We start from the raw sequence: 16,236 nt of genomic DNA, 5'->3' as shown, positions 1-16,236 counted from the left end.
AGAAAGCAACCCTTTCTAGATTTGGGATTTGTTTGAAATACGAACTAAATTTTTGAAAAAAATAGTACGAATAAGATAACAAAAATCTGTTCATGGCGTCTATTTTTATTGAATTAGCTCGTTTAGTCATTCCCGCAGACATTTAAGGAGAGAAAACATTATGAATAATGCTGACCCCGAGAGTCAGTCGCTTATCGCGCAAATTTTATTGTTGGTCGTTTTAACGTTGATCAACGCTTTTCTTGCAGCATCAGAAATCGCGGTAGTTTCTGTAAATAAGAATCGTGTCGAACAAAAAGCTGAAGAAGGCGATGCAAAGGCTAAGAAATTACTGAAAGTCTTACAAGACCCGACAAGCTTTTTATCAACAATCCAAGTTGGTATTACGTTAGTCAATATTTTATCTGGGGCCTCGTTAGCTGACTCATTATCAGCAAAATTAGCACCAGTACTTGGTGGCGGTGCTGCTGCAAAAAATATTGCGAATATTATTATTTTAGCTTTATTGACCTATGTATCGATCGTTTTTGGTGAGTTGTATCCAAAACGAATTGCAATGAATAAATCAGAAGAAGTAGCGCAAGCTACATCAGGGTTCGTACGTGTAATCGGTGTTGTTGCTAAACCATTCGTATGGTTATTGTCAGCTTCAACAGATTTACTTTCAAAGCTTACACCAATGAAATTTGACGATGCTGATTCAAAAATGACCCGTGATGAAATGCGCTATATGCTGGAATCAGAAGGTGTTTTAGATAATGATGAGTTGGAAATGCTTCAAGGAGTATTCTCTTTAGATACTAAAGTTGCCCGTGAAGTCATGGTACCACGAACAGATGCATTTATGATTGATATTGAAGATGATATTCAAAAAAATATTGATGCAGTATTATCAGAGAATTATTCGAGAATTCCTGTTTATAACGAAGATAAAGATAAAATTGTGGGTGTCCTTCATACTAAAAACTTATTAAAAGCAGCCCATAAATTTGGTTTTGACAATATTCAATTAAAAAATATTATCCAAGAACCGCTTTTTGTCCCAGAAACGATTTTTATCGATGATTTATTATATGAACTAAAAAGAACCCAAAACCAAATGGCTATTTTATTAGATGAATATGGTGGCGTTGTTGGTTTGGCAACATTAGAAGATTTATTAGAAGAAATTGTTGGAGAAATCGATGATGAGACAGATGAAGTCGAAAACTTATATGCAAAAATCAATGAACATGAGTATTTAGTTCAAGGTAGAATGCTGATTGATGAGTTCAATGAGGCCTTTGGAACCGACTTGCACATGAGTGATGTGGATACAATGGCTGGTTATCTTATCACAGCCTTAGGGACGATTCCAGATGAAGGAGAGAAGCTTTCATTTGATGTTGGCAACCTTACTTTAACATCTGAAGAAATGGAAGGAACGAGAGTTTTAGCGTTAAAAGTTGTCTTCCATGATGAAGATGTTGTTGATGAAGAACCAGAAGAAAATCGTCGTTTTTTCCGTAAAGAATTAGAGGATGACGAACCAAGAAGATAAAAATAAAAGAGAAGGAACAGAAATAGCCTAGCTATTTTTGCTCCTTCTTTTTTAGTACGTTGGATCAATACCTTTTTGATTATGGACTGCTTTAATTGCTTGATAAAGACCGATGTATTGTTCGTCATTATCGGCTGAAAAGCGAAAGACAAAAGCAGGTACACGACATTCTTCTGGTATTAAATAGGAGGAAGTAGCCACAACAAAGTCAAACGAAGAAAACTTCCCATGACTATAAGCGACTAATTGCACAAAAGGTAATTCCTCTATAAACTGTGTTAAAGGCTGAATAAGTAGATAATTAGATTCTGCAATCAACGCAATACGGACAATCTTATTGACTCGGTAAGATTCATAAAGAGGAACTAGTAAAGCGGCTAACGTATCTGATAGTTGTTCAATATTCTCTTTAAGCCAACCAAAGTTCTTTCTTTTCGTAATCTTATGAAATAAAGCTTTAAAATGGGTCAATAACTGATAATAATATTCATTTTTGGAGTATGAAGAATGATTGATCAGGTGAAACAATGTTGGAAATGTTTTTTCGCTGATTGTGGTCGAAAAAATAATATTTGCTATATTTCCAAATAGGATAGGAGCATCTTCCCATGAAAAGTCACTGGGCATAAATTCCTCCTTAAATACAGCACAAAATTCTTCTAGCAATTTAGTAGCAGAATTTGTTTGATTTTTTAAATAATCAGACAATAAGGTTAGACGATGATCATTATTTCTAAAAAAGTTTGGTGTAGCAATCAATAAATAAGCAGCATATTGGGCTTCTGCTTCCAAGATGTTTGTCTCTTTGATCAAATCACCAAAGAAAATTTTTGCATAAGCTGGGCTCGTTGGAATGTAAGGAGCAATCGTCGTTTTTTCTGTCACTAGGTGACCAGATTTGACTCGTAGATAAATAATATCTAAGATCAATGTGATTTGTTTGTCCGCCGAGTAACTAAAGCTATCTGGAAAATAAGGACTGATCTTTTTGGTTATTTCTATATAATCAATGGGATTATTATCTATTTTAGGTAAATTTGTTCCTTGAGATGCCAGCCAAATCAGTGTGTATAATGTAATTCTAATGATACGTTCATCACCATAAAGAGATAGTTTAGAAGTGTTCAGTTTAATGTTGAATTGTTTAAAATAATCACTTAATAGTTTGGATTTTCGAACAACAGTAGTTCTACTCTGATAATGTTTTTGACAAAATTTAGTAAGATTGTCATTGGGATAAAAAAGGATAGAAATTAGTAACTGATAAGGAATACTTTGAGTAATCAAGTATTGATAGTAGCTATCATATTTAATCTTTTGATTATAACGAACACCATCTACTTGAAGAATCTTCACCTCTTCGCCAGTAATCTTAGATAGGTCTTGTTGAATTAATTCCAGCAGATAAACTACACGGCTATAAGAATAATCAAGTCTTTTTTCAAAAAAGTTAATACTATACTGCTGATTAGAAAAAGTAGCCAACAATTTAAAAAGTGTCAGTTTTCGTTTAGCAGTATCTTCCAACATCATTGCTGCTAACATTTTTTCCTCCTTAAAATAAATTTGTCAATAAAGTAAAAGGTATGGACCTAATTTGAATAATTCGTAAAAAAAGAAATAATATAATAACGCTTTTAATGATAAATATGTTGAAATATAAGCTATTTGGTTTTAATAAATAACGATAATAAGCTGAAAATAACTGAGTTAGTCTGAAATTTTAGACATTTGCACATTTGAATAGCTAACTTTATACTTAATTTAGTTAAGTGTAAAGCAATTCTTATGAAGCAATGCTAGCTTTTTAGCAAAATTATTATTAAGATCAATTTCTTCCCCAATTAATAGAGATCAAGACAAAATTCGTTGAGTTTTGTTTTGGTCTCTTCGATTTTTTTTTGAAACTTAGCTAAAGACTTTGAAAACTACGGTAATTCCATGATATACTACACTAGTTGAATAATAAAGAGTAGGGAGAATTTTCCGATGTAGAGATCCTTTAAATAAATAATGACTTTTTTCTTAGAAAATAATAATAGATTGGAGCAACAAATGAATAATCCACATTTAAAAGAACAAGTAGATAGCCGCCGTACCTTTGCGATTATTTCCCATCCGGATGCTGGTAAAACAACGATCACAGAACAACTTTTACTTTTTGGAGGAGCGATCCGTCAAGCTGGAACGGTTAAAGGGAAGAAAACAGGGAATTTTGCAAAATCCGACTGGATGGAAATTGAAAAACAAAGAGGAATTTCTGTAACAAGTTCTGTTATGCAATTTGATTATGATGGAAAACGTGTCAATATTTTAGATACACCTGGACACGAAGATTTTTCAGAAGATACGTACCGAACTTTGATGGCTGTCGATAGTGCCGTCATGGTAATCGATAGCGCCAAAGGGATCGAGGCACAAACAAAGAAATTATTCCAAGTTGTTAAAAAACGAGGAATTCCGATTTTTACATTTATCAATAAATTAGATAGAGATGGTCGTGAACCGTTAGAGTTACTTGAAGAATTAGAAGAATTGTTAGATATTGAATCTTACCCAATGAATTGGCCAATCGGTATGGGAAAAGGGCTGCATGGGTTATATGATATCTACAACAAACGTGTAGAAGTTTATCGACCTGAAAATAATAATGGTGAACGCTTTATTCCATTAGTGGATGGTGATATTCCAAGTGATTTGCCATTACACCAAGACAGTGTTTATAGACAAGTATTGGAAGAAGTTGAGCTATTAGTTGAAGCAGGCGATGAATTTGATACGGAGAAAATCGCACGTGGGGATCAAACACCGGTCTTCTTTGGTTCTGCCTTAACCAATTTTGGGGTACAAACAATGTTGGAAACATTCTTACAGTTTGCTCCTTCACCATATGGTCATAAAACAGAAGAGGGACAAGAAGTTAGCCCTTATGAAGAAGAATTTTCTGGCTTTGTGTTTAAGATCCAGGCCAACATGAATCCTGCTCACCGAGATCGTATTGCTTTTGTCCGGATTTGTTCAGGCACATTTGAGCGGGGCATGGACGTTATTCTTGGTAGAACAGGTAAGAAAATCAAGTTAAGTAATGTAACACAATTTATGGCTGATGCCAGAGAAAATGTTGAGGAAGCCGTAGCTGGAGATATTATTGGAATTTATGATACCGGTAATTACCAAATCGGTGATACATTGTACGAAGGAAAATTAAAAGTTCAGTATGAAGAACTACCATCATTTACACCAGAACTATTTATGAAAGTCAGTGCCAAAAATGTGATGAAACAAAAATCATTCCACAAAGGCATTTACCAATTGGTTCAAGAAGGTGCGATCCAATTGTACAAAACTTATTTAACTGAAGAATATATCATCGGAGCAGTTGGACAATTACAATTTGAAGTGTTCCAACATCGTATGCTGAATGAATATAATGCAGAAGTAATCATGACACCGATGGGTTCAAAAATCGCTCGTTGGATCGATCCAGCTGATTTAGATGAACGCATGAGTTCTAGCCGAAACATCTTAGCTCGTGACCGTTTTGATCAACCGTTATTCTTATTTGAAAATCAGTTTGCGATGCGTTGGTTTGCAGATAAGTATCCAGACGTTGAATTGAAGAGTTTGATGTAAGCGAATATTAGTGAACGTTCTTATCAATGTTAAATTGATAGGAACGTTCTTTTTAGTATTTGACATTAAAGAGACATAACCATATAATCAATTTCATTATTGGAGTGATAAATATGAGTCGTCGTTTAAGACAATTAAAAAATGTTTCAGTGGTAGTAAGCTTCTAAGTCAAAAGAAAAATCAAACTTAGAAGCGAGGAAGAAAAAATGACAAATAATCACAATTTTGAAAAGTGGTCAGACACAATGTTCTTAAAGGATTTGGTGACAAATCCTTTGATTGAAGTAGGCAAATGTTCTTATTACTCTGGCTATTATGGCAGTCAAGAGTTCGAGAATGGTTGTGTTCGTTATTTATGGGGAGATCCATTGACAAGAGCAGCCTTCGATCCTATCAAAGAGATGGGCTGGCATTTAGATAAATTGATTATTGGAAATTATGTATGTATTGCAGCAGGGGCTACGATTTTAATGGGTGGTAATCACTATCATCATCCAGACTGGATCACTGTATATCCTTTTGCTAGCCATGTAGAGAAATCTTATGAACCAAAAGGGAACACAGTAATTAAAAGTGATGCGTGGATCGGGATGAATGCGATGATCATGCCAGGTGTTACAATTGGTGAAGGTGCCGTGATTGCAGCTGGTTCTATGGTTGTTAAAGATGTTCCGCCATATACGATTGTCGGCGGTAATCCAGCGAGAGTGATCAAACAGAGATTTTCAGATGAGGAAATTAAATTACTTTTAGAACTGAGATGGTTTGATTGGACGATAGAACAAGTGGAGTCAGCAAAAGATATTTTGATGAGTGATTCTATCAAAGAGCTGTATACGTATTATAAAAGATATATTTTAAAGTAGAGACCGAAAAAAAGTGTTTACCGTAATTTCAGCTTATTACGAAAAAGTTGCGACTATTCTTATCTTTTACTGGAATATAAAACGTTTAAGGAATAACCTCATGAGGTTATTCCTTAAACGTTTTTGTGTCTCTATATTAAATTTAATTCCAGTCTAAGATAGGGCGATAGTCTTAGTGAATACAAGACTTTAGCCTGAGTGTTGTATAAAGTCAGAATGGTAAACTTAGGTATCAAGGTATTTTAGCTTGATAAATAAGGTAGATAGGGAGAAAAAATGATGGGGAAAGTGAATAAAAATATTTTGTATTTGGTATTGGGACAGGTTATATCAGTTTTCGGCGGAGCGATTTTACGATTTGCTTTATCGCTTTATGTATTGGATAAAACAGGAAGGGCGGATATATTTGCGACGATTCTTGCCATTTCCAGTATTCCAGTCTTGTTTGCTCCGATTGGTGGAGCGATCGCAGATCGATTTGATCGTCGTTTGTTAATGGTTTTAATGGATATTACGAATGCAGTGTTAGCTGTAATATTATTTTTTATTTTAGGCTTGACTGATTCAATCGTTATGATTGGTTTGCTGTTATTTTTACTATCAATTGTTGGTAGTTTTGATACACCCGTAGTAACTGCGAGTATCCCTCTATTAGTAAAAAAGGACCAATTGGAGCAAATAAATGGGTTGGTTAATGCTGTTTTATCCATGTCAAATGTAGTTGCCCCTATTATTGGAGGTATTTTATATAGTATATTAGGTGCTCAAAAATTGATTGTAGGAAGTGCTGTATTTTTTATTCTAGCGGCAATTATAGAAACTTTTTTACGGATTCCTTTTGAAAAGCGACCAATGGAGTCTGGTGTTTTAAGTACATTAACAGGTGATTTAAAGGATGGTTTTAGAGAAGTTCGTAATAATCGAATTATTTTCAATTCTATTTTGATTGCGGCACTTATCAACTTTACGTTATCGGCCTTTTTTATTGTAGGGGTTCCCATTGTATTAAGAGTTGTTTTACAAGCAAGTGATACAGTTTATGGGATTGGGTTATCAGTAATTAGTTTATCAACAATTCTTGGAGCGATTTTTACTGGGGTTTTCACAAAGGAATTACGAATAAATAATCTTTATAAAATGTTTACGCTATCTGGTCTATTATTGATTTTAATGAACGTTGGTTTAATGTTTGCAGGAAATCCTATGGGAAATATGATCGGCTTTGCAGTATTTATCATAACTGGAATTCCAATTGGAATGATGATGAGCCTTATTTCTATTTACTTGATTTCCATGGTTCAAAGAATAACACCAAAAGAAAATATTGGTAAAATAATGGCCACGATTATGGCTGTTTCACAATGTGCAGTTCCAGTTGGTCAAATCATAATTGGTTTCTTGTTTAAAACGACTACGACGAATGTGTTTTTTCAGGTGATGATCGTTGCAGTGTCAGTGTTATTAGTTTCAGGACTATGCTGGTATCTATTTAAAAATTCAACAGATGCTGAAATCGGTGAGGTAAGTTACAGTAAGGAGTAAAAAGAGGACAGAAGTGTTTAATTAAAAGAAATAAAAAGAGCGAAATAAAACGATAGTCCGTTTTATTTCGCTCTTTTTTATTGAATTTATCTAACTTTCAACAAGGTTAGAAGTCATCGGAATCGAAATTTCAATAACATCTTTTAGTTCAATGATCGAAATTTGATTACGGTTATATTTTTCTTTTGGTATCCGTTTTAAAACGTAAGTCAGAATTTCATTGATTTCTGTTTTACGAACGGCACGTTTTTTATTTACGATCAATATTTCAGCATGTTGAGCAGCTTCTGTATAAACGACGGTCGTGTTACCCGCTGAATAAACTTTAACAAAGTATGCATCGGTATTTTCTAGTTGTTTATTGACTAACTGTTTGTAGCTGTTGGTTACATTGACTAATTTCATTTTTTTCACCTCAATTTAAGTAATTATTTTTTATGATAATAATAAAAAACAGAGTATTCACAGATTTGATAGAGTTGGAATAATCTTTCTTAAAATTTGATATAAATTTCACTCACTCTTATTATAAATTTTTTTAACCGAAATAAAAAGAAATTTGTCTCAAAAAACACAAAAAAGTCAATCAGTTTGCCTGATTGACTTCACTTTTTATTCTTTTTCTAGAGTTGCTTCGCTGGTATCACTAGGATCTATCGTAATTTCTCCTGTAACAATGATTTTTCCATCGTCATCTAGCTTAGCAACTAATTGATGTTCTTCTGGATGGTCTAAGAAGTATTCAGCAATGCCATCTTCGATTTGTTCTTGAATGGTTCGACGCAATGGACGAGCACCCATCGAAGGATCATAGCCTAGATCGACTAATTTTTCTTTGACATCCGTTGGAACTTCAATCTGGATTTTTTGATGAGCAAGTAAACCGTTGACTTCATCTAACATCAAGCTAACAATATTCATCAAGTTTTCTTTACTTAAGGCTTTAAATTCAATGATACCGTCAAAACGATTCAAGAATTCTGGTGTGAAGAAATTATTCAACTGCCCTAAAACAGATTTTGTAAGCCCCTCACGAGCAGCGCCGAAGCCGACATTGGCTTCTACATTACCTGTACCAGCATTACTTGTCATAATAATGATTGTATCTTTAAAACTAACAGTTCTACCTTGAGCATCCGTCAAACGTCCATCATCAAGAATTTGCAAGAACATGTGCAATACATCTGGATGAGCTTTTTCAATTTCATCAAGTAAAATCAAACTGTATGGATTACGGCGAACTTTTTCTGTTAATTGTCCAGCTTCGTCATAACCAACATAACCTGGAGGGGAACCGATTAATTTAGAGACACTATGTTTTTCCATGTATTCACTCATGTCAAAACGGATCATAGAATCTTCCGAACCAAATAGTTCGTATGCTAATTGTTTGGCTAATTCTGTTTTACCAACACCAGTTGGTCCTACAAATAGGAAAGAACCAATCGGACGATTTTGTTTTCCTAAACCAACGCGATTTCGGCGAATAGCTTTGGATACTTTATCAACTGCATCGTCTTGCCCAACGACATGAGCTTTTAGGTCGACCGCTAGATTTTTCAACTGTGTTTGTTCTTTTTCTTTTAAATCACCGACAGGAATTCCTGTTTTTTGTTCAACGATGGCCTCGATATTTTTCTCACCAATTACTGGCGTTTCTTCATCGCTGATTTGTTTTTCTTTCATTGCTTGCAGCTTATTGATTTGATCACGGTAATAGGCCGCTTTTTCGAAATCTTCTTCAGCAGAGGCTTGTTGTTTTTGTTGCTCAGCATCTGCAAGTTTCATTTCAATCGTTTTAGGATCGACAATTTGGATCGTCAAGTTCATTTTAGAGCCAGATTCATCTAAAAGATCAATTGCTTTGTCAGGCAAGAAACGATCTTGGATATAACGATTGGATAAAGTTGCAGCGGCTTTGATTGCTTCATCAGTGTATTTTACATGATGATAATCTTCATAGCGTTTTTGCAACCCTTTAAGAATAGCAATCGTTTCGTCGACAGTTGGTTCATCTACACGGACTGGTTGCATCCGACGTTCTAAAGCAGCATCTTTTTCGATGATACGATATTCATTTAATGTCGTTGCACCAACCATTTGCAACTCACCACGAGCGAGTGCTGGTTTTAAAATATTTCCAGCATCCATATTGCCGTCACCAGCAGCACCAGCGCCAACGATTTCATGTACTTCATCAATGAATAAAATGATGTTTTCTGCTTGCTTGATTTCTTCGATCAATTTTTGCATACGTTCTTCAAATTGACCGCGAATACCTGTTCCTTGAACTAATGAAACAACATCTAAACGAATGACTTCTTTGTCTAATAGTTTTTGCGGAACATCACCATCCACAATTTTTTGTGCTAATCCTTCAACGACTGCTGTCTTACCAACACCAGGTTCGCCAATCAAGACAGGGTTATTTTTCGTACGTCGATTTAAGATCTCAATCACACGTTTGATTTCTTCATCACGACCGACAACTGGATCAACATCACCATTTCTAGCGGCTTGTGTGATATTGATGCCGTATTCACCTAGTAAGCCATTCGATTGTCCAGCACCACCTCTAGGGGGCTGACCACCGTTAAAACCGTTACCATCGCCAAATTGGGTCGGCGGAGTTTGACCATTAGGGTGTCCTTGTTGTTCTTGCATTTGACGTGATAAAGAGCGGTATAAATCATCTAAGCTTCCAAAACCAAATGGATCTTGTTGAGACATTGTTGGTTGAGTATCATTTGCTTGTGCTTTTAATTTTTGATAGCAACTTTGGCAATAGTCCAGTTGTTTTCTTTGACCATTAACATTTGCATATAAGTGGATCGTTGCTGGATTTTGTTGACAATTTTGACAAATCATAGGATAAAACACGTCCTTTCAAAATAAGACTGATTTTGTATCAAAGGCCTCTAGAAAAGGTCAAATAGTTCGCTGACCATTTTTGACCTTTGAAATTATTATAGCATCTTTTTAGTAAGAATCAAGCAATTGAACTCTAAATTGAGTCGATAAATAGCACAGTCAAACAAAGTGAGTGAGACGCTTAATTTACTTATAATAAAAATTATTATATTTTTCTAAAGTTATCTAAGTTTATTTGTATAATGAATAAGTATAATTTAGACAATTATCTTTTTTTGTCATACAATACCTAGAGGATAAAAATAAAAGTGAAAGCTGTGATCGATCAATGTATGAAAATCCATTTGAAGAACAAATCAATGCCTTAAAAGAAGGCACTATTTCTGAATTAGTGATAGAACCGCAAGACTTTACAGCCTTTAGAGAAGTTTGGAAAAATTTACCAGATCGAATGTCTTTTGTCGGGGAAGCTGGATTAAATGGACGAATTATATATCGTTATATGAAGGAAGAAAATTAATTGATGGTTTCAATCGATAAAAAATAGGTGAAAAGTGTTGTATCTACTCACAAAAAATGGTAATCTTAAAAATTGAAAGGGCATTTTCTCGATTCTAGTTTCACTTGAAACGTGTCAAGAAAGGAAAACCCTAACATAAAAAAATATTTTACTTACGAAGGAGACCGATTCATATGGAAAAGAAAGATTTTCACATCGTAGCAGAAACAGGGATTCACGCTCGTCCAGCTACATTATTAGTACAAACTGCAAGTAAATTCAACTCAGATATCAACTTAGAATACAAAGGTAAATCTGTTAACCTTAAATCAATCATGGGCGTTATGTCTCTAGGCGTTGGCCAAGGTTCAGACGTAACTATCTCAGTTGACGGTGTTGACGAAGCTGATGCATTAGCAGCAATCGTAGACACAATGAAAAAAGAAGGATTGTCAGAATAATGTCTGAAATGCTAAAAGGAATTGCCGCAAGTGATGGTGTCGCTATTGCTAAAGCTTACCTGTTAGTTCAACCTGATTTATCTTTCGACAAAAAATCTGTAGATGATACATCTGCTGAAGAAGGTCGTTTGGATGCTGCTTTGGCAAAATCTACGACTGAGTTGCAAGCAATCAGAGAAAAAGCAGCGCAAAGCCTTGGTGAAGAAGAAGCACAAGTATTTGACGCACATTTAATGGTTTTAGCTGACCCAGAAATGATTGGTCAAATCAAACAAAACATTCAAGATAACAAAGTAAATGCTGAATCAGCATTAAAAGAAGTGACTGATATGTATATCGGTATGTTCGAAGCAATGGATGACAATGCCTACATGCAAGAACGTGCAGCAGATATTCGTGACGTTGCAAAACGTATTTTAGCTCACTTACTAGGTGTAACGCTTCCTAATCCTTCAATGATTAACGAAGAAGTTGTTGTGGTTGCCCATGACTTAACACCAAGTGATACTGCTCAATTGGACCGTACGTATGTAAAAGCATTCGTTACAGATATTGGCGGACGTACATCACATTCAGCGATCATGGCTCGCTCTCTTGAAATTCCTGCAATCGTAGGAACAAAAGAAATCACTGCCAAAGTCAAAGAAGGCGATATTTTAGCGGTTAACGGAATCGATGGCGATGTTATCGTTCACCCAACTGATGCTGAAAAAGCTGAATTTGAAGCAAAAGGCAAAGAGTATGCTGATCTTAAAGTTGAATGGGAAAAACTAAAAAATGCTGAAACAGTAACTGCTGATGGTAAACACATCGAGCTCGCTGCAAACATTGGTACTCCTAAAGATTTAGAAGGCGTACACAACAATGGTGCTGAAGCTGTTGGTTTATATCGTACAGAATTCCTTTACATGGATTCTCCAGATTTCCCAACAGAAGATGAACAATATACAGCTTATACTGCAGTACTTGAAGGCATGAACGGCAAACCTGTCGTGGTTCGTACAATGGATATCGGTGGAGATAAAGAATTACCTTATCTTCAATTACCGCATGAAATGAACCCATTCTTAGGCTACCGTGCATTACGTATCAGCTTGTCTGAACGTGGCGACGAAATGTTCCGTACACAAATGCGCGCATTATTACGTGCTTCTGTTCACGGTAACTTACGTATCATGTTCCCGATGGTTGCAACGTTAAAAGAGTTTAGAGCAGCGAAGAAAATCTTTGAAGAAGAAAAAGCAAAATTAGTTTCTGAAGGAACAAAAGTTTCTGATACGATTCAAGTCGGTATCATGATCGAAATTCCTGCAGCAGCTGTAATTGCGGATAAATTCGCCAAAGAGGTTGATTTCTTCAGTATTGGAACAAATGATTTGATTCAATACACAATGGCAGCAGACCGTATGAACGAACGTGTTTCTTACTTGTACCAGCCATATAACCCATCAATCTTACGTTTGATCAAAAACGTAATTGACGCATCTCATGCTGAAGGTAAATGGACTGGTATGTGTGGAGAAATGGGTGGCGATCAAATGGCTGTACCATTATTGGTAGGGATGGGGTTAGATGAGTTCTCAATGAGTGCGACATCTATTCTTCAAACTCGTAGCTTAATGAAACGTCTAGACACTAAGAAAATGGCTGAACTTGCGGATCGTGCGTTGAATGACTGCGATACAATGGAAGAAGTTATTGACTTGGTTAAGGATTATACGAAATAAGAATTTAAAGCTTCTGTTGTTTAGAAATATTTCTAAACAACAGAAGCTTTTTTTGTATAAGAATTCTTTTATGATTTGTTATGCTGCTTGATCTTTTTTATTGCCCATTCGTAGTGACTGGAAGTTGCGGAAACACAGTAGCTTCCTAGTGTAGATGTTCCAGTCCAAGGCAACGCATTTTTAGCGAATAATTCTTCATTTGTGAATGTCTCAATCATTTTTAACACCTCAGCATGGCTATTTTTTAGAAGCTCCTTTGCCTCATTCAGGGAGGTATTTTGGTGCTCTTCTATAAATTCTTCATTGAGTTTACCATAAGTTCGCCAATTATAGGGAGCGGGTATGAAAGGCTTTGCTTCACCGTTTTGATTAGAGTCTACCCAATTTAAAAGCAATTGATGCCATTCATATAAATGAATCAGCACATCCCGCAAATTATTATCACGTTTCCAGTGAGCTTCCTTTCTTTTTTCCAAAAAGGTTTCACTAAAGACAAATGATGCACTCTGTTTCTCAGCAGACATAGAATCAATCAGCTGCCATAATTTTGAAAACTGTTCGTCTGCTGTTGTGATCAAGTCTATTTTAGTTGTAGGTCTGGGCATAATATACACTCTCCTTTGCATTTATACTTTCATAGTAGCATAGATAAGGTGACAGCTGTTTGTCACTTTATAGATCTAAATAATTTTTCTTTATCTCTTCGACCTGAGTCAGTAACTTTTTTTCTACATGTGCTGGTGAGAGGACTTTGACTGAAGCACCTAGAGATAAGAGAAAAGAGTATAACCAATAATCTTCCGGCAATAGTGTATCTACAAGCAAAGAACCGTCTTGGTTGATCTGGATATCCTGCGCATCAAATTCATCATATGCTCTAAAAGCAATCTCCTCTGTGAACAAAAGAGTTAAATGCAATAAAGTAGGGCTATCTTTTTCTTCAATAGCAGGAACTGTGTAGCTACTTCTCGAGAAAGCTTCGTCAAGTATTTCCAAATCAGTAATCCTATTGATTTTATAAGTTCTGTAATCTTGTTTTGAAGTGCAGTAAGCTTGTAGATACCAGGCTTTAGATTTAAAGAGCAGTTTTAATGGATAAACGATTTTTAAACTTGTTGATCCGTAAGAGGTTGCATAGGAAAAAGAAAGGGCTTTTTCTGTAAGCACAGCATTCTTCAAAAGGTCAAATTTTTGGTTGTCGGGATCAGTTTTTCCCCAACGTGAAAAGTCGACTTCGATCCAACTAGTGTCAGTCTTTTTAAAAAGAGTTTGTAGTTTTGATAAAGTCGTTGCAGCATTTAAGTGATGTGTCACAGCTAAGCTTTGAAGAGCAAAGAGAATTTGGTCTTGTTCGTCAGCTGAAATCATCGATTTGTCTAACACATAGTGATCAAGTAGCGAAATCCCGCCGCCTTTTCCTTTAGTTGTGTAGATTGGAATACCAGCGATAGATAATGCTTCTATGTCACGTAAAATCGTCCGTTTAGAGACTTCGAAATGTTTCGCTAACTCCGTTGTTGTGATCTTTTTTCTTTCTAGTAGAAGATAGACGATTTCAAACATTCTATTTAGTTTCATGATATGTCACCTACTTATTTTAAATATACGTAAAAAACTACTACCGTATAGAGAAGAACAAATTTTTAGATTTAAGAAAGGTAGTATTTTGAACAGAAAAGATAGAAATTATACAAAGTTTATTGATGACTTATGAAAACTGCTGAAAAAAATGTTTTCCTGATCGAGTTAAAGTGACACTTCGATTGTCTGAACTCTGATAAATATATTCTTTCCTAATAATCATCTCAAGAAAAGCTTTAGCTAAATTTCCGCTTAAGTGGAACGTTCGCTCAGTCCAATCTAAACAGGGTTTAGCGAAGGTCCCAGCCCTTTTTTTCACTTCACTAGTGTCTATTTCAATACGATTCAAAAAGAGTATACCTTCATGCGTGAGTTCGACTTGGTTATTTGCTAAGATCAGATAATTTTTTGCAACCAGAAAATCAAAAAATGAGACACCTAAAGCCCCTGCCAGATGGTTGTAACAGGTTCGACCACATTTCAATTCCTGGTATTCTTTATTTTGATTATAAGAGTTGATTGTCTTGATAGGACTGATCATCATCAAGCTTTCTAGAAGTTCTGCTATCGCAGGATTTATCAGTTGGTAATAAACATGGCGGCCTTGTTTGTAGTAGGTCACCCATTTCAAAGCCTCAAGTTTTTTCAAGTGGTATGAAGCTGTATGGTCTTTTATTTTCACTGCTTGCGCGATTTCATGGACCGTGTGAAATTTTCCATCCATCAGAAGCGTTAAAATTTCTAAGCGTGACTGATCGGCTAATAGTTTTGTTGTCTGCTGTAAATCTGGAAAACCATTCATTTTTTTCTCCTTTGACAGTTCGATACGTATCGAGGTTTATCGTTAGTATACTATATTTAGAGGTGAAAGATATGTTTAAAAAAGTAGAAAAGACAAGTTTTTATTATGGATTTCCAGTTGTGTTGATGACAACGAAAGATTTGGAGACTGCTCGAGACAACATCACACCAATCAGCTCTACTTGGACATTAGGCAAGTCAATTGTTCTAGGGATCGGTTTGCATAATAAGGGATTTTTGAATCTCAAACTTGGAAGTGAAGTGACGCTTAATCTTGCTGATGAAACACTTTGGAAAAATATTGAACAAATTGCGCAAGTTACAGGGACTAAACAAATTCCAGAGTATAAAAAGCAGGCAGGCTATTCATATTGTGCAGATAAATTTGGTTTAGGGAACTTCACTAAGCTAGCTGGCCAAGAGGTTCAAACAGTGAGAATCAAGGAATGTCCAATTCAAATAGAAGCAACGGTCGCAACTATTTCGCTCAGAGAAGAGTTTGCAATCGTAGAGTGTACGATAAAAGGAATTTTTATTGATGAAAAAATCTTGCATGATGAGCGATACATAAATGTTGATCTGTGGCATCCGCTCATTTATAAATTTAGAGAATATACAACGACAACGCAAGGAATCGGTAAGAATTTTCGGTTCCAAGAATTTGATAGTACTATTTAGAAGGAACTTACAATAATTAGAAATTGGTATAACAAAA

General features: G+C 35.4%; 14 protein-coding genes. 8 read left to right on the top strand and 6 right to left on the bottom strand.

The window, feature by feature from the left end; all coding sequences use genetic code 11:
* Positions 1-160 precede the first annotated feature (160 nt).
* On the top strand, positions 161-1,540 hold the full coding sequence (locus A5866_RS06330; RefSeq protein ID WP_086278799.1) for a hemolysin family protein: 1,380 nt from the start codon (positions 161-163) through the stop codon (positions 1,538-1,540).
* Positions 1,541-1,591: 51 nt separating this feature from the next.
* Here the strand turns inward: A5866_RS06330 and A5866_RS06325 are convergent, their stop codons facing one another.
* A complete protein-coding gene (locus A5866_RS06325; protein WP_086444050.1) occupies positions 1,592-3,085 on the bottom strand; it encodes a helix-turn-helix domain-containing protein in 1,494 nt (497 codons plus the stop codon).
* Positions 3,086-3,595: 510 nt separating this feature from the next.
* On the opposite strand from A5866_RS06325, the gene A5866_RS06320 reads away from it, so the two are divergent.
* From A5866_RS06320 to A5866_RS06310, 3 genes are all read left to right on the top strand, one after another.
* Complete coding sequence (locus A5866_RS06320) at positions 3,596-5,173, top strand: peptide chain release factor 3 (protein WP_086279675.1); 1,578 nt, start codon at positions 3,596-3,598, stop codon at positions 5,171-5,173.
* A gap of 206 nt (positions 5,174-5,379) precedes the next feature.
* Positions 5,380-6,039, top strand: coding sequence for a CatB-related O-acetyltransferase (locus A5866_RS06315; RefSeq protein WP_086444051.1), 660 nt, complete (start codon positions 5,380-5,382; stop codon positions 6,037-6,039).
* A 276-nt stretch (positions 6,040-6,315) separates the two neighbouring features.
* On the top strand, positions 6,316-7,581 hold the full coding sequence (locus tag A5866_RS06310; RefSeq protein WP_086444052.1) for an MFS transporter: 1,266 nt from the start codon (positions 6,316-6,318) through the stop codon (positions 7,579-7,581).
* Between the two features lie 90 nt (positions 7,582-7,671).
* Here the strand turns inward: A5866_RS06310 and A5866_RS06305 are convergent, their stop codons facing one another.
* Positions 7,672-7,986, bottom strand: coding sequence for a DUF1827 family protein (locus A5866_RS06305; protein ID WP_086444053.1), 315 nt, complete (start codon positions 7,984-7,986; stop codon positions 7,672-7,674).
* A 207-nt stretch (positions 7,987-8,193) separates the two neighbouring features.
* The gene (locus A5866_RS06300) at positions 8,194-10,449 is read right to left on the bottom strand and encodes an ATP-dependent Clp protease ATP-binding subunit (RefSeq protein ID WP_176332543.1); all 2,256 of its coding nucleotides are present in this window, start codon (positions 10,447-10,449) and stop codon (positions 8,194-8,196) included.
* A gap of 331 nt (positions 10,450-10,780) precedes the next feature.
* Here A5866_RS06300 and A5866_RS06295 point away from each other — a divergent pair, with 331 nt between their 5' ends.
* The 3 genes from A5866_RS06295 (at position 10,781) to ptsP (ending at position 13,139) form a co-directional block, all read left to right on the top strand.
* Positions 10,781-10,972, top strand: coding sequence for a hypothetical protein (locus A5866_RS06295; protein ID WP_086278805.1), 192 nt, complete (start codon positions 10,781-10,783; stop codon positions 10,970-10,972).
* 173 nt (positions 10,973-11,145) lie between these two features.
* The gene (locus A5866_RS06290; protein WP_010765749.1) at positions 11,146-11,412 is read left to right on the top strand and encodes a phosphocarrier protein HPr; all 267 of its coding nucleotides are present in this window, start codon (positions 11,146-11,148) and stop codon (positions 11,410-11,412) included.
* On the top strand, positions 11,412-13,139 hold the full coding sequence (gene ptsP, locus A5866_RS06285) for a phosphoenolpyruvate--protein phosphotransferase (protein ID WP_086278806.1): 1,728 nt from the start codon (positions 11,412-11,414) through the stop codon (positions 13,137-13,139). The genes A5866_RS06290 and ptsP overlap by 1 nt, the downstream gene beginning before the upstream one ends.
* A 68-nt stretch (positions 13,140-13,207) precedes the next feature.
* Here the strand turns inward: ptsP and A5866_RS06280 are convergent, their stop codons facing one another.
* The 3 genes from A5866_RS06280 to A5866_RS06270 form a co-directional block, all read right to left on the bottom strand.
* The gene (locus tag A5866_RS06280) at positions 13,208-13,744 is read right to left on the bottom strand and encodes a ClbS/DfsB family four-helix bundle protein (RefSeq protein WP_086444055.1); all 537 of its coding nucleotides are present in this window, start codon (positions 13,742-13,744) and stop codon (positions 13,208-13,210) included.
* A gap of 67 nt (positions 13,745-13,811) precedes the next feature.
* Positions 13,812-14,717 carry a helix-turn-helix transcriptional regulator gene (locus A5866_RS06275; RefSeq protein ID WP_086278808.1) on the bottom strand — a complete coding sequence of 302 codons (906 nt, stop codon included), beginning with the start codon at positions 14,715-14,717 and terminating at the stop codon, positions 13,812-13,814.
* 130 nt (positions 14,718-14,847) lie between these two features.
* Entirely contained in the window at positions 14,848-15,522 is a 675-nt protein-coding gene (locus A5866_RS06270; protein WP_086444056.1) for an ArsR/SmtB family transcription factor, read from the bottom strand.
* A gap of 71 nt (positions 15,523-15,593) precedes the next feature.
* Here A5866_RS06270 and A5866_RS17065 point away from each other — a divergent pair, with 71 nt between their 5' ends.
* Positions 15,594-16,199 (top strand): flavin reductase, encoded by a 606-nt coding sequence (locus A5866_RS17065; protein ID WP_086444057.1) that lies wholly within the window; start codon positions 15,594-15,596, stop codon positions 16,197-16,199.
* The last annotated feature ends 37 nt before the right edge of the window (positions 16,200-16,236 follow it).

Origin of the sequence: Enterococcus sp. 12C11_DIV0727 (assembly GCF_002148425.2) — a bacterium.
GTDB lineage: Bacteria > Bacillota > Bacilli > Lactobacillales > Enterococcaceae > Enterococcus_L > Enterococcus_L lemimoniae.
Note: the sequence above shows the minus strand (reverse complement) of the source record. Positions and strands in the feature narration are given on the sequence as shown.

Coding starts and splice junctions, on each gene's coding strand:
- A5866_RS17065 (WP_086444057.1), top strand. CDS start 15,594: ATGTTTAAAAAAGTAGAAAAGACAAGTTTTTATTATGGATTTCCAGTT.
- A5866_RS06270 (WP_086444056.1), bottom strand. CDS start 15,522: ATGAATGGTTTTCCAGATTTACAGCAGACAACAAAACTATTAGCCGAT.
- A5866_RS06315 (WP_086444051.1), top strand. CDS start 5,380: ATGACAAATAATCACAATTTTGAAAAGTGGTCAGACACAATGTTCTTA.
- A5866_RS06310 (WP_086444052.1), top strand. CDS start 6,316: ATGATGGGGAAAGTGAATAAAAATATTTTGTATTTGGTATTGGGACAG.
- A5866_RS06275 (WP_086278808.1), bottom strand. CDS start 14,717: ATGAAACTAAATAGAATGTTTGAAATCGTCTATCTTCTACTAGAAAGA.
- A5866_RS06300 (WP_176332543.1), bottom strand. CDS start 10,449: ATGATTTGTCAAAATTGTCAACAAAATCCAGCAACGATCCACTTATAT.
- A5866_RS06305 (WP_086444053.1), bottom strand. CDS start 7,986: ATGAAATTAGTCAATGTAACCAACAGCTACAAACAGTTAGTCAATAAA.
- A5866_RS06330 (WP_086278799.1), top strand. CDS start 161: ATGAATAATGCTGACCCCGAGAGTCAGTCGCTTATCGCGCAAATTTTA.
- A5866_RS06320 (WP_086279675.1), top strand. CDS start 3,596: ATGAATAATCCACATTTAAAAGAACAAGTAGATAGCCGCCGTACCTTT.
- ptsP (WP_086278806.1), top strand. CDS start 11,412: ATGTCTGAAATGCTAAAAGGAATTGCCGCAAGTGATGGTGTCGCTATT.
- A5866_RS06295 (WP_086278805.1), top strand. CDS start 10,781: ATGTATGAAAATCCATTTGAAGAACAAATCAATGCCTTAAAAGAAGGC.
- A5866_RS06290 (WP_010765749.1), top strand. CDS start 11,146: ATGGAAAAGAAAGATTTTCACATCGTAGCAGAAACAGGGATTCACGCT.
- A5866_RS06280 (WP_086444055.1), bottom strand. CDS start 13,744: ATGCCCAGACCTACAACTAAAATAGACTTGATCACAACAGCAGACGAA.
- A5866_RS06325 (WP_086444050.1), bottom strand. CDS start 3,085: ATGTTAGCAGCAATGATGTTGGAAGATACTGCTAAACGAAAACTGACA.